This window comes from Brenneria sp. hezel4-2-4 (genome assembly GCF_013155275.1).
GTDB lineage: Bacteria > Pseudomonadota > Gammaproteobacteria > Enterobacterales > Enterobacteriaceae > Brenneria.
In genome coordinates this window covers 153,135-169,845 of the sequence record NZ_JABJXS010000001.1, presented here as the reverse complement: position 1 = coordinate 169,845, position 16,711 = coordinate 153,135, and the positions used below count along the sequence as shown (strand labels likewise).

Genomic DNA, 16,711 nt, shown 5'->3' with positions numbered 1-16,711 from the left:
CCATGATGACATCTTCATTCCCCTCATTTTATCTGTTGTAAAAAATTCTTATATATCAAGCCTCATCCCTCGTGCCATTTGTATGGCGTCACTTTTTCGATAATAGCGTCGAGTTGTGGGCGGTTATTTAGGTCTATTCATAAACTAAACTTATTAGTCCCGCTAAATGTTGTGGCATTGTCATAATCATTAGCGTTATAAGTAACTAACGCGTGATCAAATGATATAAGGGTATTTATCGCATTGAACATCTGAAGGGGATAAGAAGGCAATCCATAGAGATGAGATCGCGTGTTCTTCCAGTCGTTTCTTTCGTGGATGGTGAATATTCTTCCCGCCGTACCCGTCTGCGTCAGCCAGGAAGCGAGGGACTGTACAGGGAGTAATCAAATAATAGTGAAGTTATCAAAAGAGTAATTACAGGATGAGTTTACCAGTATGTGATAAACAAAACAGGAGAAGATAATGACGCATATTACCACCCCAAAAAGATTGGCCGCCGCAGGCATCATCGTCGTTCTAGGTGTAATTTCAGGCACTCAAGCCTGGTCCGCTACGGTGCCTGCTGGTGTGGCGCTGGCAGAGAATCAGGTGCTGGTACGTAATAATGGCGCAGAGGTGGCATCATTGGATCCGCATAAAATAGAAGGCGTTCCTGAGTCCAATGTGTCGCACGATTTACTGGAAGGGCTGGTGATTTCGGATGTCGACGGCAGGGTGATCCCCGGGGTTGCGGAACGCTGGGACAACAACGCGTTCAAGGTGTGGACCTTTCATTTACGTAAAGATGCGCGGTGGTCAAATGGTGACGTTGTCACCGCACACGATTTCGTATATAGCTGGCGCCGGTTGGCCGATCCGAAAACCGCTTCTCCCTATGCCAGCTATCTGCAATACGGCCATTTACTGAATATTGATGACATCATCGCCGGTAAAAAGAGTCCCGATACGCTGGGGGTAAAAGCGCTGGACGATCATACGCTGGAAGTCACGCTCTCTGAGGCGGTTCCCTATTTTTATAAACTGCCCATTTATCCCGCCATGTCGCCGGTGAACCAAGCGGTGGTGGAGAAGTTTGGTGAAAGATGGACGCAACCGCAGAATTGGGTGGGGAATGGCGCCTATAAGCTGAAAACGTGGATCGTGAATGAAAAGATTGTGCTGGAGCGCAATGCCAACTATTGGGATAACGAAAAAACAGTCATCAATCAGGTGACTTATTTGCCTATCTCATCAGAAGTGACGGATGTTAATCGCTATCGCAGCGGTGAAATCGATATGACCTATAACTACCTGCCGATTGAACTGTTCCAAAAATTAAAAAAAGAGCTCCCGCAGGAAGTGCAAATAAACCCGTATTTGTGCACCTACTACTACGAGATGAACAATCAAAAAGCGCCGTTTAACGACGTTAGGGTCAGAACCGCGCTGCGCCTGGGTCTGAGCCAGGATATCTTAACCAACAAAGTTAAGAATCAGGGGGATATTCCCGCCTATGGTTTTGTGCCGCCCTATATTGACGGTATCGCCCAAACGCCGCCGGAATGGTTTGGCTGGCCGCAGGAAAAGCGCAATCAGGAAGCGAAAAAATTGCTGGCGGAGGCGGGATATAGCCCGGACAAGCCGCTGACCTTCAATTTGTTATACAACACCTCCGACTTGCATAAAAAGATGGCGATTGCGGCGGCCTCCATCTGGAAACAGAATATTGGCGTGAATGTGAAACTTGAGAATCAGGAATGGAAAACGTTCCTGGATACCCGCCATCAGGGCAGCTTTGATGTCGCCCGCGCCGGATGGTGCGCCGATTACAATGAACCTTCCACCTTCCTCAACAGTATGCTGTCCGATAGCAGCAGTAATACATCACATTATAAGAGCAGTGATTTTGATGCGCTGATCGCCAAATCGTTGCAGGTCGAAACGGAAGAAGAGCGTGCCGCCGTCTATCAACAGGCGGAAACGCTATTGGATAACGATGCGGTTATCGTTCCGGTTTACTATTACGCCAATACCCGGCTGGTAAAGCCTTATGTCGGTGGGTTAACCGGTAAAGATCCGATGGATAATATCTATGTGAAAGATCTTTATATCATTAAGCACTGATAATATCGCGGGCGGCCTGACACTGGCGCCCGCGTCTCTTTGCAGGTTTTATAGGTACGGGCAATGTTAAAATTTATTTTCCGTCGTTGTCTGGAAGCGATTCCGACGCTGTTTATTCTGATCACGCTCTCATTTTTTATGATGCGTCTTGCACCCGGTAGCCCTTTTACCGGGGAGCGTAACCTCCCGCCTGAAGTGATGGCCAATATTGAGGCCAAATATCACCTTAACGACCCGATACTGACCCAGTATGGCAGCTATTTATGGCAACTGGCTCAGGGGGATTTCGGCCCTTCATTTAAATATAAAGACTATTCCGTGAACGATTTGGTGGCGGCTTCATTTCCGGTTTCCGCTAAATTGGGGGCGGCCGCATTTTTGCTGGCGGTGGTTTTCGGCGTCAGCGCCGGGGTGATTGCCGCGCTGAATCAAAACAGTAAATGGGATTATACGGTAATGGGGTTTGCCATGACCGGCGTGGTGATCCCCAGTTTTGTGGTGGCGCCGTTACTGGTGCTGATATTTTCGATTACGCTGCGCTGGCTGCCGGGTGGCGGCTGGAATGGTGGGGCGCCCAGATATATGATTTTGCCGATGGTGGCATTATCGCTCTCTTATATCGCCAGTATCGCGCGCATTACCCGGGGATCGATGATTGAAGTGCTCCATTCCAATTTTATTCGTACCGCGCGCGCCAAGGGATTGCCTTTGCGTCGCATTATTCTGCGCCATGCTTTAAAGCCGGCCTTGTTGCCGGTGCTGTCGTATATGGGGCCGGCTTTTGTCGGCATTATTACCGGCTCTATGGTTATCGAAACGATTTTTGGCTTACCGGGTATCGGGCAACTTTTTGTTAATGGAGCACTGAATCGCGATTATTCATTGGTGTTGAGTCTGACTATTTTGGTCGGCGGATTAACGATTTTATTCAATGCGATAATTGATGTGTTATACGCGGTTATCGATCCGAAAATTCGCTACTGACCGGAGGCGCTATGTTTTGGAATCGCAGAGATATTGAAGCGTTGGATAATTTCAGCGAGCAGATGGAAATTGAAGGCCGCAGCCTGTGGCAAGACGCCCGGCAGCGGTTTATTCACAATCGCGCCGCCTTGGCCAGTCTCGTTATGCTGGGACTGATTACGTTATTTGTGATCGTCGCTCCGCTGTTATCGCCCTTTAATTATGCGGATACGGACTGGAGCATGATGTCATCCGCTCCGGATATGGCGTCCGGGCACTATTTCGGTACGGATTCTTCAGGGCGCGACCTGCTGGTGCGCGTGGCCATTGGCGGACGGATTTCGTTAATGGTGGGGGTGGCCGCCGCGCTGGTCGCGGTGATTGTCGGCACCTTGTATGGGGCGCTGTCCGGTTATCTTGGCGGCAAAGTCGACTCGGTGATGATGCGTCTGCTGGAGATCCTCAACTCATTCCCGTTCATGTTTTTCGTTATTTTGCTGGTGACCTTTTTCGGTCAGAACATGCTGTTGATCTTTGTGGCGATCGGCATGGTGTCCTGGCTGGATATGGCGCGTATTGTCCGCGGGCAGACGCTCAGTCTGAAACGTAAGGAGTTCATTGAGGCCGCGGTGGTTTCCGGGGTTTCGACGCGCGGCATAGTGTTACGTCACATCGTACCAAATGTCCTGGGCGTGGTGATGGTGTATGCCTCATTACTGGTGCCGAGCATGATCCTGTTTGAATCATTTCTGAGCTTTCTGGGGCTGGGAACCCAGGAGCCGTTAAGCAGTTGGGGCGCGCTGCTGAATGATGGCGCCAATTCCATGGAAGTGTCTTCCTGGCTACTGTTTTATCCCGCCGCATTTCTGGTGGTGACGCTGTTTTGTTTTAATTTTATCGGCGATGGCCTGCGTGATGCCCTCGATCCGAAAGATCGCTGATGAGGTGTCGCATGAATAGGATGGATTCAACCGAAGCACTGCTCTGCGTTCAGGATTTACGGGTGACGTTCCGTACCCCGGACGGCGAAGTGACCGCGGTAAACGATCTCAATTTTACCCTGAATGCGGGGGAGACGCTGGGGATTGTCGGCGAGTCCGGCTCGGGAAAATCCCAGACCGCATTTGCGCTAATGGGGTTGTTAGCCGGCAATGGTTATATCAGCGGTTCGTCACGCTTTCATGGCCGCGAGATCCTCAATCTGCCGGAGCGTCAGCTAAATAAGCTACGCGCTGAAGAAATCGCCATGATATTTCAGGATCCGATGACGTCGTTGAATCCCTATATGCGGGTCGGCGAACAACTGATGGAAGTGCTGATGCTGCATAAGCGTCTTGGCAAAAGTGAAGCCTTTGAAGAATCGGTCAGAATGCTCGACGCGGTAAAAATGCCGGAAGCGAGAAAACGTATGAAAATGTATCCGCATGAGTTTTCCGGCGGCATGCGGCAGCGCGTGATGATCGCTATGGCGCTGCTGTGCCGCCCCAAACTGTTGATTGCGGATGAGCCGACAACGGCGCTGGATGTGACGGTGCAGGCGCAGATTATGGCGTTATTGAACGATCTGAAACGCGAATTCAATACCGCCATTATTATGATCACCCACGACCTGGGGGTGGTGGCCGGTATTTGTGACAAGGTGCTGGTAATGTACGCGGGACGCACCATGGAATATGGCAGCGCGCGTGATGTGTTTTATCGCCCCAGTCATCCTTACTCCGTCGGGCTGCTGCATGCCGTTCCCCGCCTGGATGCGGAGGATGAAACGCTGGCGACCATTCCTGGAAATCCGCCTAATTTGCTGCGGTTGCCGAAAGGTTGCCCGTTTCAGCCGCGCTGTCCCTATGCGATGGATGTGTGTCATGGCACGCCGGCGCTGGAGTCTTTCGAACAGGGTCGCCTGCGAGCCTGCTTTAGAGCCATCGAGGAGGTGTTATGAATAAGGAGGAGGAAAAAACAGTCTTGCTGGAAGTGGCTGATTTGAAAGTTCACTTTGAGGTGAGGGATGATAAACAATGGTTCTGGCAGCCGGCGAAAACGCTGAAGGCGGTGGATGGCGTTACGCTGCGCTTGTATGAAGGCGAAACGCTGGGCATCGTGGGCGAATCCGGCTGCGGCAAATCCACCCTGGCGCGCGCCATTATCGGTCTGGTGAAGGCCACGTCCGGACACATCACCTGGCTGGGAAGAGATTTGCTGGGGATGAACGATATGCAGTGGCGCAGGGTGCGCAGCGATATCCAGATGATTTTTCAGGATCCGTTGGCGTCGCTTAATCCGCGGATGACGATCGGTGAAATTATCGCGGAGCCGTTAAAAACCTACCATCCCAAACTTTCTCGTCAGTCGGTGAAAGAACGCGTCAAAGGAATGATGCTGAAGGTCGGTTTACTGCCCAATTTGATCAATCGCTACCCGCATGAGTTCTCCGGTGGACAGTGCCAGCGTATAGGCATCGCCCGGGCGTTGATTCTGGAACCGAAACTGATCATCTGCGATGAGCCGGTTTCCGCGCTGGATGTCTCCATTCAGGCGCAGGTTGTCAACCTGCTGCGGCAATTGCAGCGTGAAATGCGGCTGTCCCTGATTTTCATTGCGCATGATTTATCGGTGGTGAAGCACATTTCCGACCGGGTGTTGGTTATGTATCTGGGGCATGCGGTGGAGCTGGGAACCTATAACCAGGTCTATTACCATCCGCAGCACCCGTATACCCGGGCCTTGATGTCGGCCGTCCCCATTCCTGATCCGGATAAGGAAAGAAATAAGCGGATACCGTTGCTGGAGGGGGAACTGCCTTCGCCGATTAATCCGCCTTCGGGATGTGTTTTCCGTACGCGTTGTCCGATTGTCGGCCCCGAGTGTGCGATAACCCGACCGCTGCTGGAGGGGAGTTTCACCCATGCGGTATCCTGCCTGAAAGTGGACCCGCAGTCGTTGTTGCCGCAGAAAGCCTGATGATTATCTCCGTCGTCCCTAGGATATGGGGCGACGGGCGTAGATAGGTCAGAAAAGCGACGGCCTATTCTTTCCACAGGATATGGCAAAGCTTGTGGTCTTTTTCCCTGCAAATCAGCACGCGGGCAAAAATGTCGGTGATATCCTCGCCGTCTTGTTCCGCCAGACCTATCACCACTTCGGCAAAGAAATCGGGGTTAAGGTCGAAATCAACATGTTCCAACCAGTCCTCGGCAGGATCGAATAACTCGGCGCCGCCGCGTTCCTCGAACTGTAGGTTAAACAGCAAAATATCCGCCGGGTCGAGATTATCCGCCGCCAATTCAAGAAAGATATCGTAGGCCTGTTCCAGCGTTTCGTCTTCGCTCAGGCGATTATTCAAATCCATACAAGATATCCTGTTAATACGTGATGGCGCTATTAGAACACGGGAAAAACCATATTTATAGCAGGGGGCTGAAAAAGTAAAACAGTCGCTCGACGATCCGCTGCCAATAAGGCCGATTTTGCCATTCAACTTCATTCACCAGCGTGGAGCGGGCAATATAATCTTCCTGCACACAGGCGAGGTCGGTGCCGAAACCCGCATCGTCAATCACCACGGTAATTTCAAAGTTTAGCCACAGGCTGCGCATATCGAGGTTGACGGTGCCGATCAGACTCAATTGCCCATCGACCAGCACGCTCTTGGTGTGCAGCAGTCCGTCTTTAAACTGATGGATTTTTACCCCCGCCGCCAGTAATTCGGCAAAAAATGCCCGACTGGCCCAGCCCACCAGTACGGAATCATTTTTATACGGCACGATGATGCTGACATCCACACCGCGTTGCGCCGCGGTGCATATGGCGTGCAGCAGGTCGTCGCTGGGCACGAAATAGGGCGTGGTCATAATCAACTGCTTACGCGCGGAGTAAACCGAGGTTAACAGCGCCTGGTGGATCAACTCTTCCGGATAGCCCGGCCCGGAAGCAATCAACTGGATGGTATGCCCGGTTTCTTGTTCAAACGGCATCATATTGACGTCGGGCGGGGGCGGCAATAGCCGTTTGCCGGTTTCCATTTCCCAGTCGCAGCAGTAGATAATGCCCAACGTCGTCGCAACCGGACCTTCAATACGGGCCATTAGATCAACCCACTGACCCACGCCTGCGTTCTGCTTGAAAAAACGCGGATCGACCATGTTCATGCTGCCGGTATAGGCAATACGATTATCGATCAGAATAATTTTACGATGCTGGCGTAAATCCATACGCCGCAGAAATGCCCGAAGTAAATTCACTTTTAACGCTTCGGCGACCTCAATACCGGCGGTGCGCATCAGTTCCGGGTAGCGGTTGCGAAAAAACTGCACGCTGCCCGCGGAGTCGAGCAATATCCGGCAATTCACGCCGCGGCGGGCGGCGGCAATCAGTGACGACATGACTTGATCGACCATCCCGCCGGCCTGCCAGATATAGAACACCATCTCAATATTGTTATGGGCAAGTTCAATATCGCGGATCAGCGATTTAATGGTGTCATCAAAGGTGGTCAGCAGTTGCAACTGGTTGCCTTTTACGCCTCCCACGCCCTGACGGCGTTCGCACAGTTGAAATAATGCGCTGGCGACCTCGCTGTTTTCCGTGGCGAAAATCCGCCGGTATTCTTTCAGTTCACGCAGCCATTTCGCCGTGGATGGCCACATTTTACTGGCGCGTTCCGCCCGGCGTTTGCCAAGGTGTAATTCACCGAAAGAGAGATAAGCGACAATACCGACAAGGGGCAGAATGTAGATAACCAGTAACCAGGCCATGGCGGAGGGAACCGTCCGACGTTTCATCAGAATACGCAGGGTAACACCTGCGATCAGCAACCAGTAACTGAAAACAAGCAGCCAACTTATTACGGTATAAAATGTTGTCATAAAGGCAGCGGAGATCCCTTCTGTAAGTCATCGACAAAGTGTACGCATAGTTTGATAAAAGAGGAAATGTCTTTGCTCTGAATAAAATAGCGCTATTGATGCATTGTACGCTAAGGGAAATGCAAACACTGCTTGGATCGCGCAATCAAGGGCCTATAATATGCGCCGCGAGTTACTGATATAAGAGTTATGCCATGAAACGCAGCCGGAATGAAGTCAGCCGTTGGAGGATGTTGCGTCAGATGCAGCGTCGAAAAGGTCGCTGGCTGGAGGCGCAATCGCGCACTTACCGCCATATTCACTACGCCCGCTATTTGCAGCAAAAACAGCAGCGGCGCGCGCTGTTATATGCGGTAGCCTACGAGTGGTAATCTGCTGAAAAAATTAGCGGCCGCATCGAACGGCCGTTAATTTTTCATACACATCAAAAAACTTTTTTGAAGGGTTTTACCGTTACCTGCTGGTAAACGTTGGCGGCAACGTAGGGATCGTCGTTTGCCCAGGATGTCGCGTCCTCCAGCGAGGGAAATTCGGCGATAATGATTGAACCGCTAAAACCGGCGGCGCCCGGATCTTCGCTGTCAACGGCCGGCAGGGGGCCGGCTGTAATAAGTTGTCCTTGATCCTGCAACTGTTTCAGTCGGGCAAGATGAGCGGGTCTTGCCGCCAGTCGTTTCTCCAGTGAATCGGCGGAATCTTCGGCGTAAATAACATATAACATCGGCGAGCCTCACAGGTTGGGGTAAAAGAAGTGATTTATCATACGTGATGGAACGGCAGGGGCAATAGACTGATTTGCCAGATAAATAAAGTTTAGCCTGGTTTTTTTTAACAATCACACGTGTTGTTATTGAATATGATTGCTATTTGCATTTAAACTTGGGCGGCATAAGAGGATGAAGACATACTATGCCGCAAAAAAAGTTTCTCCTGACCCGCCGCTATTCATGGCCGTTTATACTTTCAGTTGGCGTTCACAGTTCACTGATTGCGGGTTTGCTGTACGCGTCGTTTAATAACGCGCTTGAGCTGCCTCAGCACGCTAAACCAATCAGCGTGGTTATGGTGAATCCGGCCGCGCTTGAAGCGGCGCCAGCGGCAGAGCCCGCTCCCTCTGAACCGGAACCGGTAAAACAGCCGGAACCTGTTCCCGAGCCTGAGCCAATCCCGGAACCCGAGCCGGTTCCTGAACCTGAACCGATCCCTGAGCCTGTCCCCGTACCGCTTCCTGAACCGAAGCCACAGCCTAAACCTAAGCCAAAGCCGGTGAAGAAGGTGGAGCAACCGAAACCGGTCAAACGGGAGAAGGTCGCTGAAAAACAGCCGCCGGCACCCTTTACCAGCGATGAACCAACGCGAAATGTGACCAATGCGCCAGTCAGACAAGCTCCCGCGCCGGTAGCGAACACACAGTCGACAGGGCCGAGACCGCTTAGTCGGGTTCAGCCGCAGTATCCGGCACGGGCATTTTCATTACGGGTTGAAGGCCGGGTGAAAATGCAGTTTGATGTGGATAGTTCCGGACGGGTAGACAACGTTCGGGTGGTTTCAGCAGAGCCTCGGAATATGTTTGAACGTGATATCAAACAGGCGATGCGGAAATGGCGTTATGAGGCCAACAAGCCGGGTAAGGATTTGGTCGTGACCATCGTCTTCAGGATTGATGGTGGGGCAGTGATGGAGTAATCACGCCTGCGTTTAGGAGAAAAGCCGCTACCAGCGGCTTTCAGACCGTTGACAAAGCCCGTTATTAGGGAGAGCGTGGCGATGGGTCGTAGCGGCGTAAGCCGCCGGAGCGCCCCTCGGCACGGTAGGCCCGGGTATCTCAGGCTTACAGACGACTTTGTCAGCAACCTCAAGCCGCTATCAGCGGCTTTTCTCTTTTGTGGGATAGGTGGCGCAGTAAAGCGCGTATCAGTCTTCGGGGTTAAAGTGACATTTGCCCATCGGCAGCTCGCGCGGACGACTGTCTTCATCAACGGCGACATAAGTAAACAGCGCCTCGGTCGCACGATAGCGTTGGCCGATCGGTTCGGATGATACTTTCTTTACCCAAACTTCGACGTTCACATTGATGGAGCTACGGCCGGTACGCACGCAACGCGCGTAGCAGCAAATGACGTCGCCGACGGCGACCGGTTTTAAAAACGACATTCCGTCGACCCGTACGGTCACGACGCGGCCTTCTGCGATCTCCTTTGCCAGAATAGCGCCGCCCATGTCCATCTGCGACATTAGCCAGCCGCCGAAAATATCCCCGTTTGCATTGGTATCCGCAGGCATTGCCAGAGTCCGAAGTACCAGCTCGCCCTGAGGTAACACGTTTTGTTGGCTCATTGTGGTATCAATAAATTATGCTGTTTTTATCAAGCGGGCATTGTTAGTGCTCGCCGCCGTTTTCTTCTGACTTTTCCCGATCGTCAGGCAAATGCCGATAAATATAAACGCCGCAGATCAATGTAAATAGCAGGGTAACGCCAGTCAAACCAAAGACTTTGAAATTAACCCAAACGCTTTGCGGCATCCAGAAAGCAATATAAATGTTTAACAATCCGCACGCCAGAAAGAACATGGCCCAGGAGAAGTTCAGTTTTCCCCAAACCGCCTGCGGTAGGGTTAACTCTTTGCCCAACATTCTCTGGATCAGCGTTTTTTTCATCACGAACTGGCTGAACAGCAGCGCGATGGCGAATAGCGCATAAATGATGGTGACTTTCCACTTAATAAACTGATCGTTATGGAATACCAGCGTCAATGTGCCGAAAATGGCGACCATGGCAAAGGTCACCAGCATCATCTTTTCTATTTTACGATAAATCACCCAGGTGACGATCAGCGCCAGCGCTGTCGCCGCGATCAACGCACCGGACGCAACATAGATGTCATACAGTTTGTAAAAAACAAAAAAAACCACTAGCGGGAGAAAATCAAGAAGTTGCTTCATTGTGTCAATCCGTCACTCACTAATTTGTTGACGATAACCCGGATGGCTATCTGATAACTGCGCGTATTATCCTTTATTGTGGGGCACAGTTCCCTTGATATCGTAATAATTTGCAGAAAATTACGATTGGAAAGGTTGGCGGCGCAGTAACAATAAAAAACAAGAAGATGTGCCGCAGCTTGTACGGCACAGGTTAAATCAGGCGCGAAGCAGCATATAAAGGCGGAACAGATAGATCAGCAGGATAGCGGATATCAGGTTACTCAGGCCATTTAGCAACACCGCAATGACGGTCGGCGAAAATATCGGGATTTTGGTCACCAGCAGCAGAATGGCAACTTTGATCAATAACCACAGGATCACGGCCGGCGCGGTGACGCGTAGGTTGGCATAAGCCAGTTTCGCGCTTGCCTTGATGGAGCCGAATACGCCACGTTTCTCAACGACGGCAATAACCGGCGACAGGCTTAATGCGATAGCCAATAACACGCCCGGAACAACCAGAAACAGCATGCCAAGCTGAACCAACAGGGTACAGAACAGGATCAGGATAAAAAGGCGGGGTAAGACGGGCGCGGAGGCGCCGATCGCCCGCAACGCGCTGGTGCGATTACCGGCGGAAACCATCTGAATCAGCAGCAGTATGCCGCCGGTAAGAATCGCGTTGCCGATCAAGGCGGCAAAGGTTCCGGCCGCAGACATTTTGAGCAGCACGGTTTGCTGTTCCGGGGTCATCTGCTGGATCAAGTCCATCATACCCAGTTCGGCGGATGAGGAGAGATCGCCGCTGGCGGCGTTAAGCGTTTGTAATTCCTCATTGCCGGGGGCTAAGGCCTGATTCAGAATGACAGTAATGAACGCGGTCAACAGCGCCATCATCAAAATACTGATGAACTGATTACGCGTAAAATTCATTGTGTCACGGTACAAAGTGTTAGCCGTGATAGGCATGCAAACTCCTTGAGAAAAGATAAGCAATGTTACTTAGCCTTTAATTGTAACCTGTTACGCCAGACTGTGGCACCCCCGCAGGGGGCGCGATCTTCTCATTTCTCATCATCCCGCCGCCGACGGTTCAATGGCGGCGATCAGCGGTGGCAATCCATAACTGGCCCGCGCACGATTGCAGGCGTCGTTTATTTGGCCGTTTTTTCCGGATTGCATAAATTCACGACATGGCGATGGCCGATTAACATAAATCGAACAGCTGACATTGACGCCGATCTTGCCTTCCAACGCACAGCAGCGAGGATTTTTGCTATTTGAACCCTGCATGCAGCGTAAAAAAGGGGTAAGAGGTTCTGTGAGTAAGGCAGGTACTACGCCGCCGCCATCATCAGCTTCAGCCCAGTAGAAAGATACCCTGAAATAAGCGCAGCAAGCGCCGCAGTGCATACAGGCATTGTCACTCATTTAATTAATTACCGCCCTTAACCGGTATTGAATCCTGTCAGTCAGAATAAAAATCTAGCGCTGAAATCACCCTTTTGGCAGCGTATTTTTCCCAAAACGCATTTTATGTATCTTTGGTTGTTTTTGATGTAGATCAATTCTTGCATTTTTAATGAGTTACGTAGAATTGATTGAGTTCGTATTTTGCAAAAAGTATTTAAAAGATGTGATCTGGATTAAAACAACAATGTCCACATGGAGGTATATTTCGCTCGAAATTTAAACCATATAAAGGGAGTGGATAATGAAAAAAGCGTCTTTTGTATTACTGGCTGCTGCACTTATGCCGGCATTTGCCCAGGCTCATCAGGCGGGTGATATCATTGTTCGTGGCGGAACGGCAACGGTTCGTCCGGTGGAAGGGTCGGATAATGTGCTGGGAAGTCTGGGATCGTTCAAGGTTGATAATAATACCCAGTTGGGATTGACGTTCAGTTATCTGGTGACCGACAACATTGGCGTGGAGTTATTGGCGGCGACGCCGTTCACCCATCGCGTCGGCCTTAACGGCGTCGGCAACATTGCCGAAGTCAGCCACTTGCCGCCGTCTCTGGTCGCACAGTATTACTTTGGCGATAAAGCCGACAAGCTGCGTCCTTACCTGGGCGTCGGTCTGAACTACACCATGTTTTATGATGAAAAATTCAATCAAAGAGGGAAAGATGCCGGGCTGAGCGATCTGAGCCTGAAAAATTCCTGGGGCGTGGCCGCGCAAGCCGGTCTGGATTACAACCTGGATGAAAACTGGTTGATTAATGCGTCACTGTGGTGGATGGACATCGACACGGAAGTGAGGTTTAAAGCGGGCGGCGAACAGCAAAACGTCAGCACCCGTTTGGATCCGTGGGTGTTTATGTTTGGCGTCGGATATCGTTTCTGATGTTAATGACATGATGCGCCGGCCTGCCCGGCGGCGCATCAAATCGCCAACGGCGGATAACTATCCGCCGTTGGCGCTGTGTGGAAATGTTATCAACGCGTTGCCGCTTTCATTTCGCTGACAAAGGCGTGAAGCTGCGCCAGCATTTCGTCAGGTTGATGCTGGTTTTTTTCAATAATCCGCACGATTGCCGAGCCGGAAATGGCGCCGGCGGCGCCCGCCGATAATGATTCCCGCACCTGAGAAGGCTCTGAAATACCAAATCCCTGAAGCGGCGGCGCGGCATGGTATTCATGCAGTTTGGCGACCAGGTGATGAAGCGGCAACTGAGCGCGTTTTTCCGCACCGGTGACGCCGGCGCGCGATAATAAATAGGTATAGCCACGGCCGTAGGACGCAATCTCACGCAGCAGGTCGTCATCCGCATTGGGCGGGCAGATAAAAATCGGGGCGATGCCGTGACGTTGCGCCGCGGCACGGAAAGGCGCGGACTCCTCAACCGGGACATCGGCGACCAGCACGGAATCGACGCCGATCTGCGCGCAACGTTGATAAAATTCATCAATGCCGTTGCTGAAAACCAGATTGGCATACATCAGCAAGCCGATAGGAATATCAGGGTATTTCTGCCGGATAGCGGCCAGCATCTCAAAGCAGTGGCCGGGGGTGGTGCCCGCGGCAAAGGCGCGCAGCGTGGCGTCCTGAATGGTTGGCCCATCGGCCAGCGGGTCTGAAAAGGGGATGCCCAGCTCCAGCGCGTCGGCGCCGGCTGCGATAAGGGTATCAATAATTTTCAGCGACTGCTCAGGCGATGGATCGCCCAACGTGACAAAGGGAACAAAAGCGCCTTCTTTATTGTCAGCCAGACGTTTGAACAGGTGTTGATAGCGCTCCATTAAATTTCTCCCCGATCTTTCAAAATATCGTGAACGGTAAATATGTCTTTATCGCCGCGGCCCGACAGGTTGACCACCAGAATTTGTTCTTTCTCCGGTTCCTGCTTAATCATTTTCAGCGCATAAGCCAGCGCATGAGAGGATTCCAACGCCGGAATGATACCTTCATGCCGGGAGAGTTCCTTAAAGGCATCCAGTGCTTCGTCATCGGTGATGGACACATAATCGGCCCGGCCGACGCTGTTCAGATACGCATGTTGAGGCCCGACGGAGGGGAAATCCAAACCGGCGGAAATCGAATAGGACTCTTCGATTTGCCCGTCAGCGGTTTGCATCATCGGAGATTTCATACCGAAATAGATGCCGACCCGCCCATGTTTAAGCGGCGCGCCGTGCTGTCCGGTTTCAATGCCGAGTCCGGCGGGTTCAACGCCGATCAGGCGAACGGCGGTTTCATCAATAAAGTCGGCAAACATCCCGATGGCGTTGGAGCCGCCGCCTACGCAGGCCAGTACGGCATCGGGCAAGCGGCCCTCTCTTTCCAGCAGCTGCGCTTTGGTTTCTTCACCGATCATGCGCTGAAACTCACGCACAATCGTCGGATACGGATGGGGACCCGCGGCAGTGCCCAGCAGATAGTGCGCGGTTTCATAGCTGCCGGACCAGTCGCGCAGCGCTTCATTACAGGCATCTTTCAACGTTGAGGAACCGCTGTGCACCGGAATGACCTCGGCGCCCATCAAGCGCATACGGAACACGTTGGGGGATTGACGCTCAACGTCTTTCGCCCCCATATAGATGCGACATTTCAACCCCAGCAGGGCGCACGCCAGCGCGGTGGCGACACCGTGTTGCCCGGCGCCGGTCTCGGCGATGATTTCGCTTTTCCCCATCCGTTTGGCGAGCAGCGCCTGTCCCAGCACCTGGTTAGTTTTGTGCGCGCCGCCATGCAACAAATCTTCACGTTTCAGATACAGTTTGGTGCGGGTGCCGTGGGTCAGGTTTCTGCATAGGGTCAGCGCGGTCGGCCGTCCGGCATAGTTTTTCAGCAAATCAGTAAATTCGGCCTGAAACTCGGGATCCTGCTGTGCCGCGACAAAGGCTTCCTCCAGTTGACGCAGAGCCGGGATGAGGATCTGCGGCACATACTGGCCGCCGAATTCACCAAAGTATGGGTTGAGTAACGTCATAATATTCCTGTCTTTTATCGATTTAATGTGAGCCGTGCTGCCAGGGTGTTACGGGGTTACGGCCCGTAATGCCTGAAAAACAGCCGCGATTTTATGCGCATCTTTTTTCCCGGGCTGATTTTCCACCCCGGAGTTGAAGTCCAGCCCGGCGCAACCCAGTCGGGCGGCTTGCGTACAGTTATCCGCGTTCAGACCGCCCGCCAACAGCACGTTGTCCAGGTTCTGGCCGTTGAGCACCGACCAGTCGAACGCTTGACCGCTGCCGCCCTGAGCGTTATCCAGCACATAGCGGTCGATCGCCTGTAGATTTCTCTCGGGGAGGCCGGACGCGACGCTCAGCGCTTTCCATATTTGGCAGGCGGCGGGCAACTGCTGACGCAGCAAAGAAATGGTGTGTTGATCTTCGCCGCCATGAAGCTGGACCGCCGCCAGATTCAATTGTTTGGCGATACTGACGATGCGCTCGACCGGCGCATCGCGGAACACGCCGACATAACGCAGCGGAGCGCCGTTGATAACCGCCGCCGCCTGTTCGATCTCGACATGACGGGGCGAGGCGTCGACAAAAATCAAACCGCCATAGACGGCGCCCGCCTGGTAGGCCGCCTGCGCGTCTTCCGCGCGGGTCAGGCCGCAGACTTTATTTTCTCCCAGAATAACGCGGCGCACGGCCAGCGTCAGATCGGGTTCGGACATCAAGGAGCTGCCGATTAAAAAACCGTTGGCGAACTGACTCAGCTCGCGAATTTGCGCATGACGATGAATCCCCGACTCGCTGATGACGGTCACCTCCGCCGGCAGGCGTGGGGCAAGTCGGCGGGTACGCTCAAGATCGATGGAGAGATCGCGCAGATCGCGGTTGTTAATGCCGACCACCCGGGCTTCCAGTTGAATGGCGCGCTGAAGTTCTTCCTCGTTGCTGACTTCGGTCAACACGCCCAGCTTCAGGCTATGGGCGACATCGGCCAACTGCCGATACTGTTGGTCGTTCAGCACGGATAACATCAGCAGGATGGCGTCAGCCTGATAATAGCGGGCCAGGTAGATCTGATATTCCGAAATAATAAAGTCTTTACACAGCACCGGCTGATGAACCGCCGCGCTGACCTGCGGAAGAAAAGCAAAATCGCCCTGAAAATATTTTTCATCGGTTAGCACGGAAATGGCCGAGGCGTAGTCTTTATAGACCTGCGCAATCTTCACCGGATCGAAATCATCACGAATTAATCCCTTTGAGGGGGACGCTTTTTTGCACTCCAGAATAAACGCCGGCTGATTCTGGCGCAGCGCGTGATAAAAGTCCCGCTGGCTGGGCACGACATCGTGCCGGAACGTCGACAGCGGCTGCTTTTGCTGGCGATCTTCAACCCATAGGGCTTTATCACGCACTATTTTATTCAGTATGGTTTCCTGCATGA

The 16,711-nt window shown here is 52.4% G+C and carries 18 protein-coding genes; 8 read left to right on the top strand and 10 right to left on the bottom strand.

The genetic code is table 11. The features are described 5' to 3' along the window. Positions 1-465: 465 nt before the first annotated feature. The 5 genes from oppA (at position 466) to oppF (ending at position 6,027) form a co-directional block, all read left to right on the top strand. Entirely contained in the window at positions 466-2,106 is a 1,641-nt protein-coding gene (oppA, locus tag HOY33_RS00735; protein WP_172287720.1) for an oligopeptide ABC transporter substrate-binding protein OppA, read from the top strand. A 63-nt stretch (positions 2,107-2,169) separates the two neighbouring features. Further along, the gene (oppB, locus tag HOY33_RS00730; protein WP_172287718.1) at positions 2,170-3,090 is read left to right on the top strand and encodes an oligopeptide ABC transporter permease OppB; all 921 of its coding nucleotides are present in this window, start codon (positions 2,170-2,172) and stop codon (positions 3,088-3,090) included. An 11-nt stretch (positions 3,091-3,101) separates the two neighbouring features. Further along, entirely contained in the window at positions 3,102-4,010 is a 909-nt protein-coding gene (gene oppC, locus HOY33_RS00725; protein ID WP_172287717.1) for an oligopeptide ABC transporter permease OppC, read from the top strand. Between the two features lie 11 nt (positions 4,011-4,021). After that, complete coding sequence (locus HOY33_RS00720) at positions 4,022-5,008, top strand: ABC transporter ATP-binding protein (protein ID WP_253906902.1); 987 nt, start codon at positions 4,022-4,024, stop codon at positions 5,006-5,008. After that, positions 5,005-6,027 (top strand): murein tripeptide/oligopeptide ABC transporter ATP binding protein OppF, encoded by a 1,023-nt coding sequence (gene oppF, locus HOY33_RS00715; protein WP_172287714.1) that lies wholly within the window; start codon positions 5,005-5,007, stop codon positions 6,025-6,027. The genes HOY33_RS00720 and oppF overlap by 4 nt, the downstream gene beginning before the upstream one ends. A 64-nt stretch (positions 6,028-6,091) precedes the next feature. Here the strand turns inward: oppF and HOY33_RS00710 are convergent, their stop codons facing one another. After that, a complete protein-coding gene (locus HOY33_RS00710; protein WP_172287712.1) occupies positions 6,092-6,415 on the bottom strand; it encodes an HI1450 family dsDNA-mimic protein in 324 nt (107 codons plus the stop codon). Positions 6,416-6,470: 55 nt separating this feature from the next. Then, the gene (gene cls / locus HOY33_RS00705) at positions 6,471-7,931 is read right to left on the bottom strand and encodes a cardiolipin synthase (RefSeq protein ID WP_172287711.1); all 1,461 of its coding nucleotides are present in this window, start codon (positions 7,929-7,931) and stop codon (positions 6,471-6,473) included. A gap of 194 nt (positions 7,932-8,125) precedes the next feature. Between cls and HOY33_RS00700 the strand changes: the two genes are divergently transcribed. Beyond that, positions 8,126-8,302, top strand: coding sequence for a YciY family protein (locus HOY33_RS00700; RefSeq protein ID WP_172287709.1), 177 nt, complete (start codon positions 8,126-8,128; stop codon positions 8,300-8,302). 53 nt (positions 8,303-8,355) lie between these two features. On the opposite strand, the gene HOY33_RS00695 is transcribed toward HOY33_RS00700, so the two are convergent. Continuing rightward, the gene (locus HOY33_RS00695; RefSeq protein ID WP_172287708.1) at positions 8,356-8,652 is read right to left on the bottom strand and encodes a YciI family protein; all 297 of its coding nucleotides are present in this window, start codon (positions 8,650-8,652) and stop codon (positions 8,356-8,358) included. Between the two features lie 188 nt (positions 8,653-8,840). On the opposite strand from HOY33_RS00695, the gene tonB reads away from it, so the two are divergent. After that, positions 8,841-9,617, top strand: coding sequence for a TonB system transport protein TonB (tonB, locus tag HOY33_RS00690; RefSeq protein WP_172287706.1), 777 nt, complete (start codon positions 8,841-8,843; stop codon positions 9,615-9,617). A gap of 228 nt (positions 9,618-9,845) precedes the next feature. Here the strand turns inward: tonB and yciA are convergent, their stop codons facing one another. From yciA to HOY33_RS00670, 4 genes are all read right to left on the bottom strand, one after another. Beyond that, positions 9,846-10,268 carry an acyl-CoA thioester hydrolase YciA gene (gene yciA / locus HOY33_RS00685; RefSeq protein WP_172287705.1) on the bottom strand — a complete coding sequence of 141 codons (423 nt, stop codon included), beginning with the start codon at positions 10,266-10,268 and terminating at the stop codon, positions 9,846-9,848. A 43-nt stretch (positions 10,269-10,311) separates the two neighbouring features. Continuing rightward, complete coding sequence (locus HOY33_RS00680; RefSeq protein ID WP_172287703.1) at positions 10,312-10,875, bottom strand: septation protein A; 564 nt, start codon at positions 10,873-10,875, stop codon at positions 10,312-10,314. 198 nt (positions 10,876-11,073) lie between these two features. Beyond that, entirely contained in the window at positions 11,074-11,826 is a 753-nt protein-coding gene (locus HOY33_RS00675) for a YciC family protein (RefSeq protein ID WP_172287701.1), read from the bottom strand. Positions 11,827-11,931: 105 nt separating this feature from the next. Beyond that, positions 11,932-12,288 carry a YkgJ family cysteine cluster protein gene (locus HOY33_RS00670; RefSeq protein ID WP_172287699.1) on the bottom strand — a complete coding sequence of 119 codons (357 nt, stop codon included), beginning with the start codon at positions 12,286-12,288 and terminating at the stop codon, positions 11,932-11,934. Positions 12,289-12,571: 283 nt separating this feature from the next. Here HOY33_RS00670 and ompW point away from each other — a divergent pair, with 283 nt between their 5' ends. Then, positions 12,572-13,207 (top strand): outer membrane protein OmpW, encoded by a 636-nt coding sequence (gene ompW / locus HOY33_RS00665; RefSeq protein ID WP_172287697.1) that lies wholly within the window; start codon positions 12,572-12,574, stop codon positions 13,205-13,207. A 92-nt stretch (positions 13,208-13,299) separates the two neighbouring features. Here the strand turns inward: ompW and trpA are convergent, their stop codons facing one another. Genes trpA through trpCF form a run of 3 tightly spaced genes read right to left on the bottom strand, consistent with a single transcriptional unit; the run spans position 13,300 to position 16,709 of the window. Then, on the bottom strand, positions 13,300-14,103 hold the full coding sequence (trpA, locus tag HOY33_RS00660) for a tryptophan synthase subunit alpha (RefSeq protein ID WP_172287695.1): 804 nt from the start codon (positions 14,101-14,103) through the stop codon (positions 13,300-13,302). Next, positions 14,103-15,296, bottom strand: a complete 1,194-nt coding sequence (trpB, locus tag HOY33_RS00655) for a tryptophan synthase subunit beta (protein WP_172288758.1) — start codon at positions 15,294-15,296, stop codon at positions 14,103-14,105. Before trpB ends, trpA begins: the two co-directional genes overlap by 1 nt. Before the next feature lie 45 nt (positions 15,297-15,341). After that, positions 15,342-16,709 carry a bifunctional indole-3-glycerol-phosphate synthase TrpC/phosphoribosylanthranilate isomerase TrpF gene (gene trpCF / locus HOY33_RS00650; protein WP_172287694.1) on the bottom strand — a complete coding sequence of 456 codons (1,368 nt, stop codon included), beginning with the start codon at positions 16,707-16,709 and terminating at the stop codon, positions 15,342-15,344. Positions 16,710-16,711: the final 2 nt, after the last annotated feature.

What these genes read in the sequence shown, in the direction of transcription:
- oppA (WP_172287720.1), top strand. Translation starts at nt 466, where the DNA reads ATGACGCATATTACCACCCCAAAAAGATTGGCCGCCGCAGGCATCATC.
- oppB (WP_172287718.1), top strand. Translation starts at nt 2,170, where the DNA reads ATGTTAAAATTTATTTTCCGTCGTTGTCTGGAAGCGATTCCGACGCTG.
- oppC (WP_172287717.1), top strand. Translation starts at nt 3,102, where the DNA reads ATGTTTTGGAATCGCAGAGATATTGAAGCGTTGGATAATTTCAGCGAG.
- HOY33_RS00720 (WP_253906902.1), top strand. Translation starts at nt 4,022, where the DNA reads ATGAATAGGATGGATTCAACCGAAGCACTGCTCTGCGTTCAGGATTTA.
- oppF (WP_172287714.1), top strand. Translation starts at nt 5,005, where the DNA reads ATGAATAAGGAGGAGGAAAAAACAGTCTTGCTGGAAGTGGCTGATTTG.
- HOY33_RS00710 (WP_172287712.1), bottom strand. Translation starts at nt 6,415, where the DNA reads ATGGATTTGAATAATCGCCTGAGCGAAGACGAAACGCTGGAACAGGCC.
- cls (WP_172287711.1), bottom strand. Translation starts at nt 7,931, where the DNA reads ATGACAACATTTTATACCGTAATAAGTTGGCTGCTTGTTTTCAGTTAC.
- HOY33_RS00700 (WP_172287709.1), top strand. Translation starts at nt 8,126, where the DNA reads ATGAAACGCAGCCGGAATGAAGTCAGCCGTTGGAGGATGTTGCGTCAG.
- HOY33_RS00695 (WP_172287708.1), bottom strand. Translation starts at nt 8,652, where the DNA reads ATGTTATATGTTATTTACGCCGAAGATTCCGCCGATTCACTGGAGAAA.
- tonB (WP_172287706.1), top strand. Translation starts at nt 8,841, where the DNA reads ATGCCGCAAAAAAAGTTTCTCCTGACCCGCCGCTATTCATGGCCGTTT.
- yciA (WP_172287705.1), bottom strand. Translation starts at nt 10,268, where the DNA reads ATGAGCCAACAAAACGTGTTACCTCAGGGCGAGCTGGTACTTCGGACT.
- HOY33_RS00680 (WP_172287703.1), bottom strand. Translation starts at nt 10,875, where the DNA reads ATGAAGCAACTTCTTGATTTTCTCCCGCTAGTGGTTTTTTTTGTTTTT.
- HOY33_RS00675 (WP_172287701.1), bottom strand. Translation starts at nt 11,826, where the DNA reads ATGCCTATCACGGCTAACACTTTGTACCGTGACACAATGAATTTTACG.
- HOY33_RS00670 (WP_172287699.1), bottom strand. Translation starts at nt 12,288, where the DNA reads ATGAGTGACAATGCCTGTATGCACTGCGGCGCTTGCTGCGCTTATTTC.
- ompW (WP_172287697.1), top strand. Translation starts at nt 12,572, where the DNA reads ATGAAAAAAGCGTCTTTTGTATTACTGGCTGCTGCACTTATGCCGGCA.
- trpA (WP_172287695.1), bottom strand. Translation starts at nt 14,103, where the DNA reads ATGGAGCGCTATCAACACCTGTTCAAACGTCTGGCTGACAATAAAGAA.
- trpCF (WP_172287694.1), bottom strand. Translation starts at nt 16,709, where the DNA reads ATGCAGGAAACCATACTGAATAAAATAGTGCGTGATAAAGCCCTATGG.